The organism is Tyzzerella sp. An114 (assembly GCF_002161055.1).
GTDB lineage: Bacteria > Bacillota > Clostridia > Lachnospirales > Anaerotignaceae > Fimicola > Fimicola cottocaccae.
The window spans coordinates 33213-51428 of record NZ_NFLT01000004.1 but is presented as its reverse complement, the minus strand read 5'-3'; the positions used below and the strand labels follow the sequence as shown (position 1 = coordinate 51428).

Annotated in this window: 19 protein-coding genes; 4 read left to right on the top strand and 15 right to left on the bottom strand. The window is 30.9% G+C overall.

Features of this window, described 5'->3' with window-relative positions; translation table 11 throughout:
- Positions 1-110 precede the first annotated feature (110 nt).
- From B5E58_RS04780 to B5E58_RS04770, 3 genes are all read right to left on the bottom strand, one after another.
- Complete coding sequence (locus tag B5E58_RS04780) at positions 111-1007, bottom strand: YegS/Rv2252/BmrU family lipid kinase (protein ID WP_088108554.1); 897 nt, start codon at positions 1005-1007, stop codon at positions 111-113.
- A 33-nt stretch (positions 1008-1040) separates the two neighbouring features.
- On the bottom strand, positions 1041-2741 hold the full coding sequence (gene argS, locus B5E58_RS04775) for an arginine--tRNA ligase (RefSeq protein ID WP_088108553.1): 1701 nt from the start codon (positions 2739-2741) through the stop codon (positions 1041-1043).
- A gap of 150 nt (positions 2742-2891) precedes the next feature.
- Positions 2892-3104 carry a hypothetical protein gene (locus tag B5E58_RS04770; protein WP_088108552.1) on the bottom strand — a complete coding sequence of 71 codons (213 nt, stop codon included), beginning with the start codon at positions 3102-3104 and terminating at the stop codon, positions 2892-2894.
- A 108-nt stretch (positions 3105-3212) separates the two neighbouring features.
- On the opposite strand from B5E58_RS04770, the gene B5E58_RS04765 reads away from it, so the two are divergent.
- Positions 3213-4166, top strand: coding sequence for an alpha/beta fold hydrolase (locus B5E58_RS04765; protein ID WP_088108551.1), 954 nt, complete (start codon positions 3213-3215; stop codon positions 4164-4166).
- Between the two features lie 46 nt (positions 4167-4212).
- On the opposite strand, the gene B5E58_RS04760 is transcribed toward B5E58_RS04765, so the two are convergent.
- A complete protein-coding gene (locus B5E58_RS04760; RefSeq protein ID WP_088108550.1) occupies positions 4213-5148 on the bottom strand; it encodes a M15 family metallopeptidase in 936 nt (311 codons plus the stop codon).
- A 125-nt stretch (positions 5149-5273) separates the two neighbouring features.
- On the opposite strand from B5E58_RS04760, the gene B5E58_RS04755 reads away from it, so the two are divergent.
- Complete coding sequence (locus B5E58_RS04755) at positions 5274-5732, top strand: PaaI family thioesterase (RefSeq protein ID WP_088108549.1); 459 nt, start codon at positions 5274-5276, stop codon at positions 5730-5732.
- Between the two features lie 57 nt (positions 5733-5789).
- Here the strand turns inward: B5E58_RS04755 and B5E58_RS04750 are convergent, their stop codons facing one another.
- The 11 genes from B5E58_RS04750 to rpmH form a co-directional block, all read right to left on the bottom strand.
- Entirely contained in the window at positions 5790-6635 is an 846-nt protein-coding gene (locus B5E58_RS04750) for a YitT family protein (protein ID WP_088108548.1), read from the bottom strand.
- 99 nt (positions 6636-6734) lie between these two features.
- Positions 6735-7565 carry a ParB/RepB/Spo0J family partition protein gene (locus B5E58_RS04745; RefSeq protein ID WP_242956597.1) on the bottom strand — a complete coding sequence of 277 codons (831 nt, stop codon included), beginning with the start codon at positions 7563-7565 and terminating at the stop codon, positions 6735-6737.
- A gap of 114 nt (positions 7566-7679) precedes the next feature.
- Positions 7680-8402, bottom strand: a complete 723-nt coding sequence (gene rsmG, locus B5E58_RS04740) for a 16S rRNA (guanine(527)-N(7))-methyltransferase RsmG (protein ID WP_330395612.1) — start codon at positions 8400-8402, stop codon at positions 7680-7682.
- Between the two features lie 6 nt (positions 8403-8408).
- On the bottom strand, positions 8409-8849 hold the full coding sequence (locus tag B5E58_RS04735) for a hypothetical protein (RefSeq protein WP_088108547.1): 441 nt from the start codon (positions 8847-8849) through the stop codon (positions 8409-8411).
- Between the two features lie 40 nt (positions 8850-8889).
- Positions 8890-10776, bottom strand: coding sequence for a tRNA uridine-5-carboxymethylaminomethyl(34) synthesis enzyme MnmG (gene mnmG, locus B5E58_RS04730; protein ID WP_088108546.1), 1887 nt, complete (start codon positions 10774-10776; stop codon positions 8890-8892).
- A 131-nt stretch (positions 10777-10907) separates the two neighbouring features.
- A complete protein-coding gene (gene mnmE / locus B5E58_RS04725; protein ID WP_088108545.1) occupies positions 10908-12302 on the bottom strand; it encodes a tRNA uridine-5-carboxymethylaminomethyl(34) synthesis GTPase MnmE in 1395 nt (464 codons plus the stop codon).
- Positions 12303-12397: 95 nt separating this feature from the next.
- The gene (gene jag / locus B5E58_RS04720; protein WP_088108544.1) at positions 12398-13024 is read right to left on the bottom strand and encodes an RNA-binding cell elongation regulator Jag/EloR; all 627 of its coding nucleotides are present in this window, start codon (positions 13022-13024) and stop codon (positions 12398-12400) included.
- A gap of 2 nt (positions 13025-13026) precedes the next feature.
- Positions 13027-14046 (bottom strand): YidC/Oxa1 family membrane protein insertase, encoded by a 1020-nt coding sequence (locus tag B5E58_RS04715; protein ID WP_088108543.1) that lies wholly within the window; start codon positions 14044-14046, stop codon positions 13027-13029.
- 50 nt (positions 14047-14096) lie between these two features.
- Entirely contained in the window at positions 14097-14318 is a 222-nt protein-coding gene (gene yidD, locus B5E58_RS04710; protein WP_443080035.1) for a membrane protein insertion efficiency factor YidD, read from the bottom strand.
- A complete protein-coding gene (gene rnpA, locus B5E58_RS04705) occupies positions 14315-14692 on the bottom strand; it encodes a ribonuclease P protein component (protein WP_088108541.1) in 378 nt (125 codons plus the stop codon). The genes yidD and rnpA overlap by 4 nt, the downstream gene beginning before the upstream one ends.
- A 107-nt stretch (positions 14693-14799) precedes the next feature.
- Positions 14800-14934, bottom strand: coding sequence for a 50S ribosomal protein L34 (gene rpmH, locus B5E58_RS04700; protein WP_088108540.1), 135 nt, complete (start codon positions 14932-14934; stop codon positions 14800-14802).
- 575 nt (positions 14935-15509) lie between these two features.
- Here rpmH and dnaA point away from each other — a divergent pair.
- The gene (dnaA, locus tag B5E58_RS04695; RefSeq protein ID WP_088108539.1) at positions 15510-16850 is read left to right on the top strand and encodes a chromosomal replication initiator protein DnaA; all 1341 of its coding nucleotides are present in this window, start codon (positions 15510-15512) and stop codon (positions 16848-16850) included.
- A 254-nt stretch (positions 16851-17104) separates the two neighbouring features.
- Positions 17105-18208, top strand: coding sequence for a DNA polymerase III subunit beta (dnaN, locus tag B5E58_RS04690; protein WP_088108538.1), 1104 nt, complete (start codon positions 17105-17107; stop codon positions 18206-18208).
- Positions 18209-18216: the final 8 nt, after the last annotated feature.

Genomic DNA, 18216 nt, shown 5'->3' with positions numbered 1-18216 from the left:
ATTTTATCATATTTCAATATATTTTAAATGTTTTTGTAGTAGAATGTAAAAACATAAAGGGTACAGAATTTATTTCTGTACCCCCTTAAAATATGTTTCACGTGAAACATTTAAAATTTTCCGAAAACTTTTATTGCTTTTGGTATTGTTTTTATTGTAACAGGAAATCCCGGTCCAGTCTCACCATCAACATCTGTTTCACTGTCTTTTATATCATCTTTGAGACATTCTATTTTCATATAGCTATCTTTAAAATACACAATACCGCTATCATTTATGTGTTCGCCCCTTAATATTTTTACGAAAAGTAAAGCTAATTCATGAACAGGCTTTGCCTTTACACCTATAAAATCAAAAACTCCATCGCTTATTGAGGCATCCGGTGCAAGTCTTCCAAAACTTCCAGCTCCTGCACTGTTTAACACAAGGAAGAAATATAAATTTTCCTCTATTGTCTCCTTTGAGTTTGTTACTCTAAAAGGTATTGGAGAAAAGTTTGCAAGCTGTTCCATTCCTTTAAGATAATAAGCTATTGTTCCAAGAGCATTTTTTAAATTTGTGTCTATTGTCTGTGAAACATTCATAAATATTCCACCACCACAAACATTTATAAAATATGTGTCATTGGCAAGTCCTACATCTGTATCTCTAGGCTCTGTCTCAGCTATTATCTTGCAACACTCCTCAACATTGTTTGATGTAAGATTTAAGTATGTTGCAAAGTCATTGGCTGTTCCTGAAGGTATTATTCCAAGAGCGGATTTTATACCGTTTTTCATCATTGCATTTAATACAATATTTACTGTTCCATCTCCACCTGATGCAACAACAACATCATAATCCTTGTCCATTTCAGATATATGTTTTTCAATATCACCTGTATTTATAGAGCGGAATATATGAACATCATATCCTCCCTCTTGAAACATCTTTATACAAGCATCAAGATTATATTTAAAACTTTTATCTCCTGAAAAAGGATTATATATAAGTTTAAGTTTTTTCATTTAATTCACCTCAGTGTATAAATATATATTATTTTACATCTGTTCTGGTGCGTTTATTCCTAAAAGTTTAAGTCCTGAAGCAATTACAGTTTTTACAGCATAAACAAGAGCAATTCTTGCTTTCTTAACTTCATCTTCACTATTCATAATAGGATTATCATGATAGAATTTATTAAATGCCTGAGCAATATCTACAAGATGTCTTGTAACTATTGAAGGTTCAAATTTAGCTGCTGCGTCTTTTATTTTTGCTGGATACATTTCTATAAGTTTACATACCTCAACAGAAGCATCATCACTTAAAAGTGAGAAATCTATATTTTTGTCAATCTCTCCATTTTCACATACTTTCTTTATAAGACTGCAAGCTCTTGCATGAGTATACTGAACATAAGGTCCTGTCTCACCGTCAAAGTTAAGCATTCTACTCCATGAGAAAACAACGTCTTTTATTCTGTTGTTATAAAGGTCATTAAATATAACTGCTCCTATACCAACCTGTTTTGCAACTTCCTCTTTATTTGGAAGGTCTGGATTTTTCTCCTCTATAATTTTTGTTGTCTCATTTACAGCCTGATTTAAAAGTTCTTCCATAAGAACAACATTTCCATGACGTGTTGAAAGTTTTCCTGTGTCAAGGCTTACAAGACCAAAAGGAACATGAACAAGGTCTTTACTCCAATCATATCCCATTTTTTCTATAACTTTAAACCACTGTGCAAAGTGTAAGTTCTGGTCAAGAGCTGTGAGATATACACATTTATCAAAGTTGTATGTTTTCTTTCTGTAAAGGGCTGCTGTTATATCTCTTGTAGCGTAAAGTGTGCCACCGTCTTTTCTTATTATAAGACATGGAGGCATTTTTTCGTCTTCAAGGTCAACTATCATAGCTCCTTCACTTTCTGTAAGGAGTTTTTTATCTTTAAGCTCCTGAACAACTGCGTCCATTTTATCATTATAGAAACTTTCACCTGTATAAGCATCAAATTTTACTCCGAGCATATCATATACTCTTTCAAATTCTTTTATACTTATATCATAGAACCATTTCCAAAGTGTAAGAGCTTCTTCGTCTCCGTCCTGCATTTTTACAAACCAAAGTCTTGCTTCATCATCAAGAGCTGGCTCTTTTTCTGCCTCATCATGGAATTTTACATAAATTCTCATAAGCTCCTGTATACCGTCTTTCTCAACAGCCTCCTTTGAGCCCCATTTTTTGTAGGCTACAATGAGCTTTCCAAACTGTGTTCCCCAGTCTCCAAGGTGGTTTACCCCTTCACAGTTGTATCCGAGACATTCATATATTTTATATATAGCATTTCCTATAACTGTTGAACGTAAGTGACCTACGTGGAAAGGTTTTGCAATATTTGGTGATGAATAGTCAATTACTATTGTTTTTCCATTTCCCTCTGTGCTCTTTCCATAGTTCTCATTGTTTTCAAAAACCGCACCAAGAACTTCTTTAATATATACGCTTTTTTCTGTAAAGAAATTTATATATGCACCAACAACTTTAATTTCTTTTATAAAATCTTTTTTCTCAATTTTTTCAACAAGCTCATTTGCTATCATTGGAGGAGCTTTTCTAAACACCTTTGCAAGTTTGAAACATGGATAAGCATAATCTCCCATTTCACTGTTTGGCGGTATTTCTATTGCACTGATTACTTCGTTTACATCTATGTCCGCCGCAGAACTAATCAGTTTTGCAATTTCCATTTTAAAGTCCATTTTTTTCAACCCTTTCAAAAATAGTAAATAATATTACTTTTAACACAAAAAACAACTCCCTATAAGGAGTTTGTATCTATATAAATTTATCATATAAATACCTAAAAATCAATAATCTTGAGCCATTATAAGAAATCACAACAGTATATCTCACCAATAAATCATGCTGTTCATAATATGAATTATCTCTCTATAAACATAATAATATATATATGAAAGTACAATATAAAGAGACACCCCTCCACACAAAACAGATATTATTCTTTTCATATAATTTTTACGGTCATCAAAAAAAGCTTCTGCCACTGTTTGGAGAACAGCTATTATACATAATTGTACTATAACATTAATAAATTCTCTCATAAAAAATCACCCTCAATTTATTTTATGTTTCTATTTATAGGTTAATAATTTATGGTATACTAAAAATATAATAAATTTTTGAATAGCTGCTTAAGGGAGTGATAATATATGAAAAAAAATAATCTGCTGGCAAAAACTGCCCTTGCAGGAGGTATGCTTATAATACCAGCTATAATAAACAGAGGTATTTTTAAGATATCTGAAATTCGTGGAAAAGATAATGATGATGAAGGTTTCTTTTTTGAGTCTGATATGGGAAATATACACTACAAAATAAAAGGTGTGGGAGAACCTCTCCTTCTTATTCACAGTGTAAACTATATTGGTGCTTCAATGAAAGAATGGGAAAATAACATTGATGAGCTTTCTTTTAGTTATAAAGTTTATACAATAGACCTTCCCGGTTTCGGAAAATCCGAAAAACCTCGTGCCACATTTACAGCTTACAATTACGCTTTACTTTTAAATTCATTTATTGAAAATGTTATAAAAAAACCTTGTAATGTAATAGCTTCTGGAACTTCATGTGGTTTTGCTCTTATGGCTGATAGAATAGAAAGCGGAAATATTAAAAAACTTATGCTTGTAAGTCCTACTGGAGTTGAGGGAAGTGATATTGCTCTTAAATCTGATACTAAAACATTAAAACTTTATGAGATGCCTTATATAGGTTCTATACTTTACGGTATAAAATCATCAAAAAGAAGTATAAGCCGTATTCTTGAGTCAGAAGTATTTTTTGGAAAAGAAAATATTACTGATGATTTTAAAAATAACTGTTTCTTAAATGCAAGAAGAAAAGGTGTTGACTCACGTTTTGCTTATGCATCATTTATATCAAAATTTATGAATACAGATATAAAAACATCTTTTGAGGGTATAAAAATACCTATATACGTTGTTTGGGGAGAAGAAAACAAAAATAACAGTGTTTCAAATGTTGATATATTGGAAGAACTTCGCCCTGATGTTATGTTTGCAGTTTTTGAACATACAAGCATGTTGCCTTACTATGAAAACAGTGAAGAATTTAATTCTATAACAGAAGAATTTTTTAAATAATTATTATTTATTAAAAAAGCACAGAGTTTTTACTCTGTGCTTTTTTTTAATTATTTTCAATTTCAATAGTTTCAGTATTTACATTATTATAGTCTAATGGTTTATGTTTAACATATTTTTCAACATATTCTTCAAGAGATTTTATATCTTTAGTATGCATTATCTCTGCTGCTTCGTCTCCTACATATGTTATATGCCATGGTTCAGATTTATAACCTGTAATATTTTTATTTTCTTCTGTATATCTAACTATAAAGCCATATTTCCAAGCATTTTTTCTTACCCATTCTCCAGCCTCTGTATCACCAAAATTATCCATATCCCAATCATCAGAAGCAAGGTCTAAAGCTCTACCTGTATGATGCTCACTATAACCGGCTCTAGCACTGTATGTATCAACAACTTTTTTACTGTCTGTTTTTAAATAACTTTTATACAAATCTTTCTGATAATCTATTGACCTATAAGCTGAAACAACATTTATTTCAATTCCTTCAGCCTCTGCATTTTCTTTCATCTCTTTAAAGGCTTCTGCTGTCTCGGCAGTTGCTTGTTTGTCATCTTCTATATAAACAAGATTTTCTGGAACATAATTACTTGGAAGATAATTATACTTATTTACAAGAAGTGGCATTGTCTCTGTATCTTTTATTTTTTCTGATTTTGTATAAAAATCTCTATCAAGATTTGCATTTACAAGCCATATAACATCTTCTGGTGCAATATCAGGATTTTTTGATGAAAACTTTGTATATCTACTTAAATTTTCAGGCTCATAATAATATATGTCATCATACATTGAAAAATCATGGTCAGCGTCTTTTGTTTCAACTGTTTGACCTATACCAAGAATATTTCCAATTATCTCTATAAAACTTACATTGCTTCTATGTGAAAAATCATTGCTGTATCCATAAACATTTGTACATAACATGGCTGTTGCCATTGTCCCCACAATAACCATTTTAATTCTCTTTAACATTCAAAATTCCCCTCTTTTATTTGCAATTAATATACCCTTTAAATATAATATAAATTGACCATATTATACTATAATAAAATTATTACAAAAGTTCAAATATTTTCTTAAGGAGTGTTTAAATTACAATGAATATACAGTATACTCAAGAAAACATGGAAGATAACATAAAAAACTTTGTTAATTCCATAAATAGCCAACAGAAATTTATATCTATGCTTAAACCTGCCTTTGGTAATTGTAATATAGAAACAAAAGAACTTACACTTAAGTTTCATGTTGATGAATGGATGTTAAATCCTCAAAATGCCCTTCATGGAGGAATAACAACAGCAATTTTTGATACTACTTTTGGTTATTTGACTCATTATTTTTCTGAAAATAGATTTGTTACAACAATAACTTTAACAACAAATTATTTAAAACCTATATGGCTTGATGATAATATAGAAGTTACAGGAAGAATTGTTTCTCTTGGAAAAAATATAGTAAACCTTATAGGTGAAATAAAAATACCAAAAAGAAATGTTGTTGCTGGCACTGCTACTGCTTCATTTATGATTTTGCAAAATAAATATTATAAATAATAATAAAAATGATACCCCTTAAGGGGTATCATTTTTAAATTTTTATTTTTTATATTTTTAAACTTCTCTAAATCCTTTTCCAATAATTTCACTTGTATTTGTAATAAGAAGGAAACCTTTAGGGTCTATTGACTTAACATATTTTTTAAGCTGACTTGCTTCATATCTTTTTAATGCTGTAAGTATAACCCATTTTTTCTCATCAGTAAAAGCTCCCTTTGCTTCCCATATTGTCGCACCTCTATGCATATTATAATTTATATAATCACACACTTCTTCTGGTTTAGTAGTTATAACAGTAAAACTCTTTTTAAGATTTATACTCTCTATAACGCTATCAACAATTAGAGATTTCATAGCAAGACCAAGTATTGAAAATAATCCTGTTTCAATATTAAATACAATAGCCGCTGATGCTGCTATAAAAAAGTCTGTACATAAAAGGGCTGTACCTATATCAAGAGTAGTATATTTTTTCATAATCATAGCAGCAATATCAGTTCCACCTGTACTTGAATTACAGTTGAAAAGTATTGCTGAGCCTGCTGCTGGAAATATTACACTATAAACAAGCTCCAAAAGTTTTTGGTCTGTTATAGGATTTGAAAGTGGTACTGCTATCTCAAAACCTCTTATCATAAGAGAAAAAACTATACTACTATAAACTGTTTTTAATCCAAAACCTTTATCAAGAAATATAAAACCTAAAACAAGAAAAATACCATTTATAATAATAACAAATGTACCGGGAGTTATAAAATCAACAAGACTTCCAAATATAATTGAAAGACCACTGACTCCTCCTGTTGAAAAGTTATTTGGGAATTTAAAGAAATAAACTCCTACTGCTACAAGAAATATACCTAGGTTTATTAATATAAAATCTTTTATTTTTTCTTTCATAGACAATACCCCTTTTTTATTATGTCACAATATTAAATTCTATAAATTTATGATAAAACACAGGGCAATCTTTGTAAATGTAAAATATATATAGTTTTTTCATAATTTTATTTTTATATTTATTTCATAAAAATCACCATGTTGAAAATCTTCAAAACCAGCTTCTACACCTGATTTTTTTATTATATCAACAGTTTGTTTTACAGTGTTTTTTAAAATACGTATATCTGTTATTCGTATTTTTTCTTTTTGATTTATTTTATATTTACCTTGATTATTTCTTATTTTTTCAATTTCTCTTTCAACAAGTTCTTCTGTCTTTTTAACATTAAAATCTTTATCTATAATAGTTTTTAAAACTTCTCTTTGTATATCACTGTCAGGTATTCTTATTATAGCTCTGGCATGACTTTCAGTCAGTCCATTATCTATTATTATTTTTCTTATGTCTGGTGGAAGTCTCAAAAGTCTTATTTTATTAGCTATTGCAGATTGACTTTTTTTAAGTTTCTTTGATAGTTCTTCTTGGGTAAGATTATAATCTTTCAATAAATTTTCATAACCTTCCGCTTCCTCAAAAAAATTAAGATTTTGTCTTTGTATATTCTCTATAAGTGCCATAACAGCACTTTCATTGTCTGTTATTTTAACTACTATACAGGGTATTGTCTCAAGTCCTGCTATTTTTGAGGCTCTAAGTCTTCTCTCTCCAGATACAAGTTCATATGAACAATTGTTTATAAATCTGACTGTTACAGGTTGCAAAACTCCATATTCCCTTATAGACTCTGATAACTCTACAAGGGAAGTTATATCAAAATATTTTCTTGGTTGATACGGATTAGGTCTTATTTTATCTATTGGTATATTCAAAACTGTATTACTGCCTTTTTTTACTTTAAAATCACAAAATTTTATTGCTGAAAGCAACACTCCCACTCCCTTTTCACTTTTTTTACAAATTATACCATATAAAGTTATGGGAGAAATTTTTTTTATAATTTAAAAAACCTTGTATTTCAACAGAATACAAGGTCTTTATATTTATTTTATGGGATTTTTTGTAACTTTTCCGGCTTTTCTAGGATACTGTTTTGGTGTCTGTCGAACTTTTTTTATAATAACAAGGCTATGGATTATATCGCTGTCAGGAATAGCAATTTTTTCTGTTTTAACAATTTCTCCACCAAGTTTTTCTATTGCCTTTTTGCCTTCTTTTAATTCCTCCTCAACATCAGGTCCTTTTAATGACACAAAACTTCCTCCAACTTTTACAAAAGGAAGACAGTACTCTGATAAAACCGCAAGATTTGCAACAGCTCTTGATATACACATATCGTATTTTTCACGATATTCTAAATTTTGTCCTCCATCCTCAGCTCTTGAATGAACACAATTTACATTCTCAAGACCTAAGTCTTTTACAACTTCCTCAAGGAAATTTATTCTCTTATTTAAAGAGTCAAGGAGAGTTATATTCATTTTTGGAAAAGCTATTTTCACAGGTATTCCGGGAAATCCAGCACCTGTTCCAACATCAATTACATTTATATTTTCAGGTATATCTATTTTTGATGCTATGGAAACACAATCAACAAAATGTTTCTGTATAACATCTCTGTCCTCTGTTATTGCTGTAAGGTTCATTTTTTCGTTCCACTCTAAAAGTAAATCTTTATAGAGTATAAACTGTTTTATCTGATTTTCATTTATTTCAATACCGAGAGTTTTTAGACTTTCATAAAGAAGTTTTTCAATATCGGTCAATTTATACTACTCCTTTTCTATCTGATAAATTTTCCATTTTCCAAAACTATCAGGTTCATTTACCATTTTAAGATTTATAATCTCTATTCTATTTTTTGATGATTTTTTTACAGCTATTGAAACTTGTTTTAACAAAGAAGTATTCTTTGTAACTGATATAAGACATTTATAGCTTTTTACACCTTCAAATATTGAATATATTTCATTAAAATTTATAGGTGAAATAACATTTTTGCTTATATATCCCATAGCTTCATCAATGTAATTATTATTCAAAGCCTCAAGAAAGGACTTTACTGTTCCATTAGCATTTGGTATTGAGAAAAAAGGTTTATTTTTATCTGGTATACAAATACGATTTCCTATATCTGTTTTACCTCTATGAATAAATATATTCTTTACAGCTTTTTCCCTCTTTCCATCAAACTCTATAAAGGGTGTATTCATACTTTTATACACCTCCTATTTAATTATTATGGACATAAATTTATTTTTGTCTTTTCATTTGTTCCATATATACAAGAAGTACAGAAATATCTGCTGGTGAAACTCCTGCTATTCTTGAAGCATGACCTATTGATACAGGTCTTATTGCATTGAGTTTCTGCTGTGCCTCAAGACGAAGTCCACTTACTGTACTATAATCAATTTCTTCTGGAAGAAGTCTATTTTCAAGTTTTTTGAACTGTTCTACTTGATTTAACTGCTGTCTTATATAGCCTTCATATTTAATCTGTATATTAACCTGTTCATACACTTCATAATCGAGATTTTCAGGTCTATTAGGGTCAATTGATTTAAGTTTAAAGTAATTAAGCTCAGGACGTTTTATAAGCTCAGAGAGGCGTACACCGGATTTTATAGGTGTTGAATTATACTCTGCAAGAAGGTTTAAAACTTCCTCTTTAGGTGTTATTATTACACCTTTTACTCTCTCAATTTCCTCTGCTATAAGTCTTTCTTTTTCAAGAAGTCTTTGATATCTTTCTTCTGTAACAAGACCTACATCATAACCCATTTTAGTTAATCTTTGGTCAGCATTGTCCTGTCTTAAGAGAAGTCTATATTCTGCACGAGATGTCATCATTCTGTAAGGCTCTTTACTTCCCTTTGTAACAATGTCATCTATAAGAACACCTATATAGGCATCTGAACGTTTTAATATAAGTGGTTTTTCCCCTTTTACATACTGGGCTGCATTTATACCACCAATAATTCCCTGTGCTCCTGCTTCCTCATATCCACTTGTACCATTAAACTGTCCAGCACTGAATAATCCTTTTATATTTTTAAATTCAAGGCTTAATTTAAGCTGTGTTGCGTCTATACAGTCATACTCTATAGCATAGGCTGTACGCATAATTTCACAGTTTTCAAGACCTGGAACACTTCTATACATTCTAAGCTGAACATCTTCTGGAAGTGATGTTGACATTCCCTGTACATACATTTCATAAGTGCCTTCACCTTCAGGCTCTATGAATATTTGATGACGGTTTTTATCAGCAAAACGAACAACTTTATCCTCTATTGATGGACAATAACGTGTTCCTGTACCTTCTATTACACCGGCATACATAGGTGAACGGTGGAGATTTTCTCTTATTATAGTGTGGGTTTCCTCATTGGTATATGTAAGCCAACATGGAACTTGCTCTCTATAAATATCTTCCGGTTTATTTTCAAATGAAAATGGTACAATTTTTTCATCACCGTATTGTGGTTCCATTTTAGAGAAATCAACAGTACGTCTATCTATACGAGCAGGTGTACCTGTTTTAAAACGATAAAGTTTTATGCCTAAATCCATAAGATTTTGACTTAATTTTGTAGCATTCATAAGACCGTTTGGTCCACAATTCATTATTGTTTCACCGTAAAGACAGCGGGCTTTCATATATGTTCCCATACAAAGTACAACAGCTTTACAACGGAAAATAGCATCTGAATGAGTTACAACACCTGTAACTTTTCCGTCTTCCACAAGTATTTCTGTTACTTCATTTTGGCGGATTTTAAGATTTTCAGTATTCTCAAGAGTTTGTTTCATAGTCTCTTTGTATCTGTTTTTATCCGCCTGTGCACGGAGAGAATACACCGCAGGGCCTTTTCCTGTATTAAGCATTTTTGTTTGTATATATGTTTTATCTATATTTTTACCCATTTCACCGCCGAGGGCGTCTATTTCTCTTACAAGATGACCTTTTGAACTTCCGCCTATACTAGGATTACATGGCATCATTGCAATACTATCAAGATTTATAGCGAACATTATAGTTTTAAGTCCCATACGAGCTGATGCAAGAGCTGCTTCACAGCCTGCATGACCGCCGCCGACAACTATAATATCTACTGAGTCAGCTTCGTATCTCATTTTTTTCTCCTTTTATTTTCAGTTAGTATAAATTTTTTAATCAAGGGCGTAGCCCTTGCGGGGTTTGGGGCGTAGCCCCAAGGTTTTTAGGGGCGTAGCCCCTTTTTTTTTGTATATTTTTTACTTTTTTATTATTTTCCTAAACAGAAACGTGAAAAAATTCTATCAATTATCTCTTCATCTACACTTTCACCTGTTATTTCTCCAAGATAACGGAGTGCATCTTGTAAATCCATTGATATAAAATCTTCAGGCATACGAGTTTCTATTGTTGTTTTTGCTCTCTCCATACTTTCTCTTGCATAATAAAGAGCATTTTTGTGACGTACATTGCCAATCATTACATCATCAGAAATATTTACATCACCTGTCATAAACATTGATTTTATTCTGTCTGTAAGCTGTTCTATACCTTCATTTTCTTTTACTGACAGGCTTATTATATCATCTTTATCCACATACTCAACAAGTTTTTGTTTATCAAGTTTATTTTCAAGGTCAGATTTGTTTAAAAGTATAATTGATTTTTTATCTTTTATAAAATCAAGTATTTCAATATCTTCATTGTCAAGCTCTCTTGATGAGTCAAGCATCATAAGAACAAGGTCTGCTTTTTTGGCATACTCTTTTGATTTTGAAACACCCATTTTTTCAACTATATCTCCAGTTTCTCTAATTCCTGCTGTATCAACTATTTTTATAGGAATACCATCTATATTCATAAACTCTTCCACAGTATCCCTAGTTGTCCCCGGTATATCTGTGACTATTGCTCTTTCTTCTTCAAGAAATCTGTTTAAAAGTGATGATTTACCTACATTTGGTTTACCTAAAATTACTGTCTCGATACCTTCCTGAACAATTTTACCTCTGTCAGCAGTTTCAAGAAGTCTGTCTATATCTCTCAAAACTTCTTCTGATGATTTATACATATTGTTATATGTTTCTTCTTCAATATCATGTTCAGGATAATCTATTGCAACTTCTATTGATGCTATCATATCAAGAAGTCTATCTCTTATTTGGTTTACAGCCTTTTTAAGTTTTCCTTCAAGTCTACTTACAGCAGCTTGACGGGACATATCTGTTTTTGAATTTATAACATCAATAACAGCTTCTGCCTGTGAAAGGTCTATTCTGCCATTTAAAAAGGCTCTCTTTGTAAATTCTCCCGGCTCTGCAAGTCTTGCTCCACTGTTCAAAACAGACTCAAGAACCTTTTTTACAACAACAGTTCCACCATGACAGTTTATTTCTACAATATCATCTTTTGTATATGTGTTTGGAGCTTTCATAACAGTAGCAAGAACTTCATCAATAATTTTTCCTGTCTTTATATCATATACACTGCCATAAGAAACTGTGTGGCTTTTTTTATCTATAAGTTTTATACCTCTTACACCCTTAAAAATTTTATCTGCAACATCTATTGCACCATTACCACTTATACGTACAATGCCTATTCCGCCACTTCCTGCTGGAGTGGATATTGCAGCAATTACATCATCAAGAGACGTTCCTTTCATAGTAGTCACCTCTTTTTATATTCAAAATATTTATTTTTATAATTAAAATACCCGATACTTTCAAAAATACGAAATTATCGGGTAGTCTTCTTTGATTACTGCTGATTTTTTAATACTATGACAACATTACGATAAGGTTCTTCACCTTCACTGTATGTTGTAACATATCTATCATTCTGAAGTGCTGAATGAATTATTCTTCTTTCATAAGGATTCATTGGCTCAAGAACAACACTCTTTCTTGTCTGTTTAACTTTTTTAGCAAGATTAAGAGCAAGTGTCTCAAGAGTTTCTTTTCTTCTCTGACGGTAATTTTCAGTATCTATTGTTATACTTATATATGGTGCATTACCTTTATTTACAACAAGATTTACAAGGTACTGTATTGAATCAAGAGTCTGTCCTCTTTTTCCTATAAGTACACCCATATCGTCACCACTTAACTCTATTGAAAGCTGTTTATCCTTCAATTTTGTTTCTATCTTTACAATTATACCCATTGCAAGGAACATTTCACGAAGGAAATTTTCAGCAACTTTTTCAGGGTTAAATTTTCTTTTTACTTTTACTATGGCATTTTTGGCACCAAACATACCAAGAAATCCTTTTGAACCTTCCTCAATTATTGTTATTTCAACTTCATCTCTTGTAAGGTTCATTTCCTTCAGGGCTTCATTTACAGCATCATCTACGGTTTTTCCTGATTTTTCGAGTTCATCCATAATTATAATGCTGCCCCTTTCTCATCTTTATTCTTAAAATATTTCTGTAAAACTACCTGCTGTCCAACCTGGAAAAGATTACTTACTGTCCAGTAAAGTCCAAGACCAGCTGGTAAAGTTACTGTCATAACACCCATCATAATAGGCATTACCATATTCATTGTTTTCATTGTTGCTGCTGTTGGGTCGTCCGGATTTTGCTGAGGCTGATTTTTCATCATGATTTTACTTGAAAGCCATGTTGTACCACCTGACAAAATAGGAAGTATAATTTCTGGGAAACGTATTCCCGGATTTTCTATAAGATGGACAAAAAGGAAATTCTCCATCTGATTTTTCTGGGCAAGAAGTGGTATAAGTTCTTTTCCACTGTCACCTAAAACAGCCATAATCTGGTCCCAGTTACTTGATGAAAGTGAGTTTACAACAGTAACTATGTCATTTACATTGTTCATATCAAGCTGCACTTTCATTGAGTCTGCTATCTGTGTTGCAAATCCTCCAATAGCCTCCATTCTAAGGTCAAGAGGTATTGAAATAAGTGCATTTGCAATTGCATTATAGTTGTCTGAAACAACATCTACATATACATATGCCTGCTGGAAAATATAAAACAGTGCATAAAGTATAGGAAGCTGTATAAGTAAAGGAAGACAGCCGCCAAACATACTAATGCCATTCTTTTTCTGGAACTCTTGCATTTCATATGCCATTCTCTGCTGTGATTCCTGGTCTTTCTTTCCTGCATATTTAGCTCTGATTTTGTTCATCTCAGGCTGAAGCTTTTGCATTTTATAAGTTGATTTCTGCTGTTTCACCATAAGTGGGAAAAGCACAAGTTTTACAATGATTGTAAAAAGTATGATAGCTATACCGAGAGAACCTGACTGTATAAACGAATAAATAAAATTAAACAGTATATTATAGATAAAACCCAAAAAATTTGCTATTGGTCCAACTATAACTCCGGGCTGTCTTGTAACAAGAAGTCCCGCTGATGAAACTGCTAACGATTCTAACACTTTTTTGCCTCCTTAAAACGACGACTCATCAATCGAATATATGAATTATTTTATGGTACGGGGTCATACCCACCCTCGTGGAATGGATGGCATTTTAAAAGACGTTTTATAGAAAGAAAACCGCCTTTAAAGACACCGTACTTTGATATTGCTTCAAAAGCATATTGGGAACAAGTAGGAGTGAAACGACAATGAGGTCCCAATGCCGGTGATATACACTTTTGATAAAATCTAATAAGAAATAAAAAAACTTTTTTTATCAAACTTTTCACTTTCCTTCTTTATTTTTTGTTGTATTATCTGATTTAACTGATTTAAAAAGATTGTGTTTTTTCATAAGATGCTTAAGTGATTTATCCAAAGTGAAATAGTCTAATTCTGCTGAAGACACTCTGGCTATAACAACAATATCAAAACCGGATTTTATGTCCTTTTCCATGAGTCTGTAACTTTCACGAATAAGTCTTGTCACTCTTGAACGAGTTACACTTTTACCCACCTTTTTGCTTACGGATATACCAAGACGGTTTGTATCCTTTCCATTTTTATGGACATACATAACAAGATGTCTGTTAGCAATAGACTTTCCTTTGTTATATACATATCTGAAATGATAATTTTTTTTGAGAGATTCAGTAAATTCCACTTTTATTCTCCTTTGGGCAAAAGGTTGTATCCGCTAAATTAACTACATATTATAAAAGGCCACTATCTGCGGCCTTATTATAGTAGTAAGTATATAGAACTTTTAGATTATGCGGATAATACTTTTCTTCCTTTTCTTCTTCTAGCTGCTAATACTTTTCTTCCGTTTGCTGTACTCATTCTTTTTCTGAAGCCATGTACTTTACTTCTCTGTCTTTTCTTTGGCTGAAATGTCATTTTCATGTTTACGCACCTCCTTTATTGCATAGCCTATCCTTGCTCACAGGCAAGCACTGCTACTATTATATTAAAAATTTAACTGCTCGTCAAGAAATTTTAATTGTAAGATTAAGTATTTTGAGACTTTTTTGGACTTTTATTAATTTATAATAAATACTGCGTTAAATATTTTCACATGCATATTTTAAAGCACACCCCTGTTGATAAGTTGAAAAATTTTTATCCTAGGTCTTAATTTTTCTTGATAATAATAAAGTATTTTGTTATTATTATTAGAGTTATACACATATTAAACAATTTGTTGATATTTTATTGTGTTCATATTTAAATTTTATCCACATGTTGTTGACAATATTGTTTATAAATTATAAAGTTTATTGTAAAATACTATATTTTAACATAAATTTTCAAAACACGTCAGTGTAAAACTCTATCCACAGCCGTGTTTATATCTTTTTTTAACGTAATTTTAATTGTATAATTATTTTTTTTATTAACAGTTTATTTTTCTTAGTTGTGTATAAATATATTTTTTATCCACAATTTTTTAACGGTTTTTTAAGGAGGAATTTTTATTTATGAACCAGGTCACAGAATACTGGAATGAGGCTTTAAAAATTATTGAGGAGGAAAGTTCTTCTCTTGTAAGTTTTGAAACCTGGATAATGCCTTTGGTTCCTCTTGAAATAGAGGGAAATAACTTTATTCTCAAGATTGGAGACTCTTTTTATAAGGAAATGATTGAAAAAAGATATATGTCACTTATAAAAAATTCTATTAAAAAGATAACTTCAAAAGAATATAATGTAATTATTTTCACAGAAGACGAACTTAAAGAAAAAAATAATCCAACTAAGTCCAGTCACAAAAAATCAGTAAATACAGTTGAAAGTGTAGGAAATCTTAATCCTAGATATGTTTTTAGCTCTTTTGTTGTAGGTAACAGTAATCGTATGGCTCATGCAGCTTCACTTGCTGTAGCTGAATCACCTGCTGGAGCTTACAATCCTCTTTTCCTTTATGGTGGTGTTGGTCTTGGAAAAACACATCTTATGCATTCCATAGCCCACTACATACTTGAACATAATCCAGATAAAAAAGTGCTTTATGCTTCAAGTGAAACTTTTACAAATGAGCTTATAAATTCTATCAAGAACAATAAAAATGAAGAATTTAGAAATAAATACAGAAATATTGATGTTCTTCTTATAGATGATATACAATTTATATCACAAAAAGAAAGCACTCAGGAGGAGTTTTTCCACACATTTAACACTCTCCATGAGTCAAACAAACAGATTATAATTTCTTCAGACCGTCCTCCAAAAGAAATAAAAACTCTTGAGGATAGACTTAGAAGTCGTTTTGAATGGGGACTTATAGCTGATATTCAACCACCTGATTATGAAACAAGAATTGCTATTTTACAAAAAAAAGCTGATACTGATGGTTTGACTGTTCCTAATGAAGTTATGGCTTTTATTGCAAAATGCATTGTTTCAAATATTCGTGAACTTGAAGGGGCTTTGACAAGAATTGTTGCTTATGCCTCTCTTACAAATCAACAAATTACAATAGAACTTGCAGAAAATGCTCTTAAAGATATTTTTAGTGATAAAACTACTACACAGATAACTCCTGAACTTATTCAGGAAGTTGTTGCAAATTACTATAATATACGTACTGAAGATATTACAGGAAGCAAAAAGCCTAAAAACATAGCATATCCACGACAAATTGCTATGTATCTTTCAAGAAAAATTCTTGATATTTCTTTACCTAAAATTGGTGAGCGTTTTGGTGGTCGAGACCACTCTACAGTAATTCATGCTTGTACAAAAATAGAAAAAGAACTTGAAAAAGATCCTTCTCTTCAGAAAACAATTCTTGAGCTTGAAAAGAGAATAAAAGGTCAATAAATAGGCTGTTGATAAGTTGTTGAAAAATATGTTGAAAAAATGTTAATAACTTTTTAAAATCTGTGAATATGTTGAATTTGTGGATAACTTTTTGTTTTATAATTAAATATGCACAGATTTATCCATAGCCATTTTTTTACTGTTTTAAAGGGGTTTCGATAGTTATCCACATTTTAACATGCCCCTACTACTACCACTACTAAAAAAATTTATATTTATATATATAATAGTACCAAAAGGAGTTGTAAACAATAATGAAATTCACATGTCAAAGAGAAAATCTACTTAATGGTATAAATATCGTTTCAAAAGCTGTATCTGGAAGAACAACTCTTCCTATACTTGAATGTATTTTGTTAACAGTTTCAAAAGAAGGTTTTAAATTAACAGCAAATAACTTAGAACTTGGAATAGAAACTGCGTTTATTGATGCTGATGTTGAAGAAACAGGAATTATTGCCATAGAAGCAAAAATATTTTCAGAAATTATAAGACGTATTAATGGAGAAAGTGTTTCTATTGAAACTGATGAAAAAAATATGACGCTTATATCTTCTGGTTTTTCTCAATTTAAGATTGCTGGTCAAGATGGCGAAGATTTTCCTATGCTTCCTATTGTTGAAAAAAATAATGAATATGTTCTTTTTCAAAATGATTTGAGAAATATGATAAGACAAACTATATTCTCTATAGCTCAAGATGAATCAAAACCTGTACTTACTGGTGAACTTATAGAGTTATCTAATAACAGTATAAACATGGTATCTGTTGATGGTTACAGAATTTCTTATAAAAAATCAAATCTTATAAGTGGAAATGATAATATTGAAGTTATTGTTCCTGGTAAAACCCTTAATGAAATAAGTAAAATACTTTCTAATGAAGGTGAAGACAAAGTTTCTTTATATGTTACAGATAAACATATACTTTTTGACCTTGGAAAAAGTATAGTTGTTTCAAGACTTATTGAAGGAGAATATATAAAATACAGACAGAGTTTTACTGAAGATTTTAAAACAAAGATAATTGTAAGTAGAAGTGAGCTTATTTCAAGTCTTGAGAGAGCTTGTCTTATTTCCAGAGATAGCAAAAAAATTCCTGTTAAATTGGAAATTGGCGGAAACAGAATTATTATAAATTCAAATGCTGAATTGGGAACTGCCCATGAGGAAATTGAAATTGACTGTGATGGTGATGGATTAAAAATTGCTTTTAATCCTAGATATCTTATTGAAGCATTAAAGGTTATTGAAGAAGATAAAGTTGCTATACAATTTACTGCTTCTTTAAGCCCTTGTATTATAAAACCTCTTGATGGTGATGAGTATAAATATCTTATACTTCCTTTAAGAATGTAATAGTTAGG

What these genes read in the sequence shown, in the direction of transcription:
- B5E58_RS04780 (WP_088108554.1), bottom strand. Translation starts at nt 1,007, where the DNA reads ATGAAAAAACTTAAACTTATATATAATCCTTTTTCAGGAGATAAAAGT.
- argS (WP_088108553.1), bottom strand. Translation starts at nt 2,741, where the DNA reads ATGGACTTTAAAATGGAAATTGCAAAACTGATTAGTTCTGCGGCGGAC.
- B5E58_RS04770 (WP_088108552.1), bottom strand. Translation starts at nt 3,104, where the DNA reads ATGAGAGAATTTATTAATGTTATAGTACAATTATGTATAATAGCTGTT.
- B5E58_RS04765 (WP_088108551.1), top strand. Translation starts at nt 3,213, where the DNA reads ATGAAAAAAAATAATCTGCTGGCAAAAACTGCCCTTGCAGGAGGTATG.
- B5E58_RS04760 (WP_088108550.1), bottom strand. Translation starts at nt 5,148, where the DNA reads ATGTTAAAGAGAATTAAAATGGTTATTGTGGGGACAATGGCAACAGCC.
- B5E58_RS04755 (WP_088108549.1), top strand. Translation starts at nt 5,274, where the DNA reads ATGAATATACAGTATACTCAAGAAAACATGGAAGATAACATAAAAAAC.
- B5E58_RS04750 (WP_088108548.1), bottom strand. Translation starts at nt 6,635, where the DNA reads ATGAAAGAAAAAATAAAAGATTTTATATTAATAAACCTAGGTATATTT.
- B5E58_RS04735 (WP_088108547.1), bottom strand. Translation starts at nt 8,849, where the DNA reads ATGAATACACCCTTTATAGAGTTTGATGGAAAGAGGGAAAAAGCTGTA.
- mnmG (WP_088108546.1), bottom strand. Translation starts at nt 10,776, where the DNA reads ATGAGATACGAAGCTGACTCAGTAGATATTATAGTTGTCGGCGGCGGT.
- mnmE (WP_088108545.1), bottom strand. Translation starts at nt 12,302, where the DNA reads ATGAAAGGAACGTCTCTTGATGATGTAATTGCTGCAATATCCACTCCA.
- jag (WP_088108544.1), bottom strand. Translation starts at nt 13,024, where the DNA reads ATGGATGAACTCGAAAAATCAGGAAAAACCGTAGATGATGCTGTAAAT.
- rpmH (WP_088108540.1), bottom strand. Translation starts at nt 14,934, where the DNA reads ATGAAAATGACATTTCAGCCAAAGAAAAGACAGAGAAGTAAAGTACAT.
- dnaA (WP_088108539.1), top strand. Translation starts at nt 15,510, where the DNA reads ATGAACCAGGTCACAGAATACTGGAATGAGGCTTTAAAAATTATTGAG.
- dnaN (WP_088108538.1), top strand. Translation starts at nt 17,105, where the DNA reads ATGAAATTCACATGTCAAAGAGAAAATCTACTTAATGGTATAAATATC.